Source organism: uncultured Tyzzerella sp. (assembly GCF_963558545.1).
GTDB lineage: Bacteria > Bacillota > Clostridia > Lachnospirales > CAG-274 > Tyzzerella.
Genome location: NZ_CAUWHO010000103.1, coordinates 1 through 2419, shown reverse-complemented (window position 1 = coordinate 2419; position 2419 = coordinate 1). Strand labels below are relative to the sequence as shown.

The 2419-nt window shown below is 21.3% G+C and carries 5 protein-coding genes; all 5 read left to right on the top strand.

The window, feature by feature from the left end; translation table 11 throughout:
- On the top strand, positions 1-487 hold a 487-nt coding region (locus R5Z65_RS09895; protein WP_317368868.1), incomplete at its 5' end, for an ATP-binding protein.
- A gap of 112 nt (positions 488-599) precedes the next feature.
- Positions 600-743 (top strand): cyclic lactone autoinducer peptide, encoded by a 144-nt coding sequence (locus tag R5Z65_RS09890; protein ID WP_317368866.1) that lies wholly within the window; start codon positions 600-602, stop codon positions 741-743.
- A 2-nt stretch (positions 744-745) separates the two neighbouring features.
- Positions 746-1333 carry an accessory gene regulator B family protein gene (locus R5Z65_RS09885; RefSeq protein WP_317368864.1) on the top strand — a complete coding sequence of 196 codons (588 nt, stop codon included), beginning with the start codon at positions 746-748 and terminating at the stop codon, positions 1331-1333.
- A gap of 45 nt (positions 1334-1378) precedes the next feature.
- The gene (locus tag R5Z65_RS09880; protein WP_317368862.1) at positions 1379-1747 is read left to right on the top strand and encodes a lactococcin 972 family bacteriocin; all 369 of its coding nucleotides are present in this window, start codon (positions 1379-1381) and stop codon (positions 1745-1747) included.
- Between the two features lie 72 nt (positions 1748-1819).
- The coding region (locus tag R5Z65_RS09875) for a hypothetical protein (protein WP_317368859.1) at positions 1820-2419 on the top strand (600 nt) is incomplete at its 3' end.

Genomic DNA, 2419 nt, shown 5'->3' with positions numbered 1-2419 from the left:
AGCTAAAAATTATATAGAAAGTATTTTTAAATTACAGGAAATTAGTATAACAAAATTTATTGATACAGGAAATTACATTATAGATAATATAGTTAATTTTAAATTAAATGAAGCTTTTAATAAAGGGATAAAAATAAATGCAACAGCTAAAGTACCGTATGACATACAAATATCAGAATTCCATATGGTTTCAATTTTAGGAAACATTATACAAAATGCAATAGAGGCTAATGATAAAGTAAAGGAAAATAAGTTTATAAATTTTGAGATAACATATAAGCTAAATAAAATTTTTATAACAGTATCTAATAGATTTGATAAAAAAATAATTATTAAAGAAAATAAATTAATTACAACAAAATATGAAAAAAATGAACACGGAATAGGAATTAATAATGTTTTAAACTTTATTGAAAAGTATAATGGGATATTAGAATATAAATGTAATGATGATATTTTTACTGTCGAAATATTATTATTTATATAGTTTTTTGCAATTCGTCCTTTTAAAATTACAATTCGTCCTTAATATATTGAAATTTGCTTTATAATAAAATATAATAAACTCATAAAAATTATATATAAAGGTGGTAATAAAAATGAAAAAGTTAAATGAATGTATTTCAAAATCAGTTGTAAAAACTTTAAAAAGTGCAGTTGTATTAAATGTAAACTCAAATTGTTTTGGACTTGCACATCAGAATAAACTTCCAGAGAATGCTAAAAAGTACAGAAAATTTTAATTATGAAAAATATATATGAGAAGATAATAAATATATTTATTCATAAAAATTTAATTGCAGAGGAAGAAAAGGAATTATATATCTGTGGATTAGAGCAAATAATATTATATATTGTTAATATAGTTACAATGATAATTTTAGGAATTACATTTAAATTGGTTTTAGAAACTATATTATTTATATTAACTTACATATATATAAGGATATATGCTGGAGGATATCATTGTAGAACACCACTAAAATGTTATATATTTTCTGTATTAATGTTAGTGGTTGTACTTTCAACTTTAAAGGGACAGGCATTAAGAAACCCTTTAATAATAACGGTAATATCAATAATATCTAGTATAATAATTTTATCTTTAGCACCTATTGAAGACGAAAATAAACCACTAGATGAGATAGAAATTAAAGTTTATGAAAAAAGGACAACAAGAAATTTACTGATAGTTTTAAGTTTATTGTTATTAACTTTAATACTTAATAAAATAAATCTTTCGGCTTATATTTGTATTTCTTTATTATGTAATGGAATAATGTTAATGCTAGGAAAGATAAATAATTCAATTAGATATAAATACTCTAAATGAGATTTATATAAATAAAAATATTTACATATTAAGTAAGATTTTATTATGAAAAGATTAAGAAAATTAGTTTTACCATTAAGTTTAGTAGGTATGTTAGCATTAGGTAGTACAAGTGTTTTTGCTGAAGGTTTAGATATATCTAAATATGGTAAAGGTTCAGAAATTATTGATGGAAGAACAAGAGATGGTATTACATCTGGTAGTATGGATGGTGGTTATTGGATTAGAGGAAAGAGAGGAACAAAATTAATCTCAGAATATAAACATTATAAAACAAAAGGGCGTGCTTCAGTAACAAATGGAATAGGCGATTATAATGATGGAGGTTGGAAAGAAGCTGATACATTTAGTAAAGCATCAGTAGAATGGACATCAAAAGGAATAAACCGTGCTTATTATGATAATAAACAATAATAATTAATTACTAAGGTATGGAAAAATTAATTAGTGTTATTTCCATACCTTATTTTATAAGGAGGAGTTATAATGAGAAAAATATTATATATTTCATCTTTAACTATAGCATTTATAATATTATTATCATTAAATACTTTCTTTGATTATAAAGTGGATAAATTACTTTTTGATAATAAAGTACAAATAGTAACTTATGATTTTGATAAAAGCCTAAGTAATGATGAATTAAAAAATTATATTAAGAAATTAAGTGATGAAAATGAGATTTATATTACCAAATATAAATATTTAGGTAAAGATGAATTAGTGATATATACTAATGATTTACAAATATTTGACCAAGTAAAAAGCAAAGTTGTACCCAAAGGAAATGGAGAGTATATAACAGATGATTTATTAGATAAAAATTATAAAAATATAGGAAACTTTAAAAAGCTAAATCCAAAATTAAAAACTAAAATTATGCATATTAATGATGACAATGATTTAGGAAATTATAGTTCTTATATTTTTTCATTTAAAAATAGTAATGATATAAATAATTTTAAATATTTATGGGGAAATTTAAGTAATTTTAAAATAGTAGAAAAATTTAAAATAAATTTTTATCCTGCTGAATATGTTATATTTCCTTTTATATTATTTTTCTTAATTTTTATAAATGTTCTT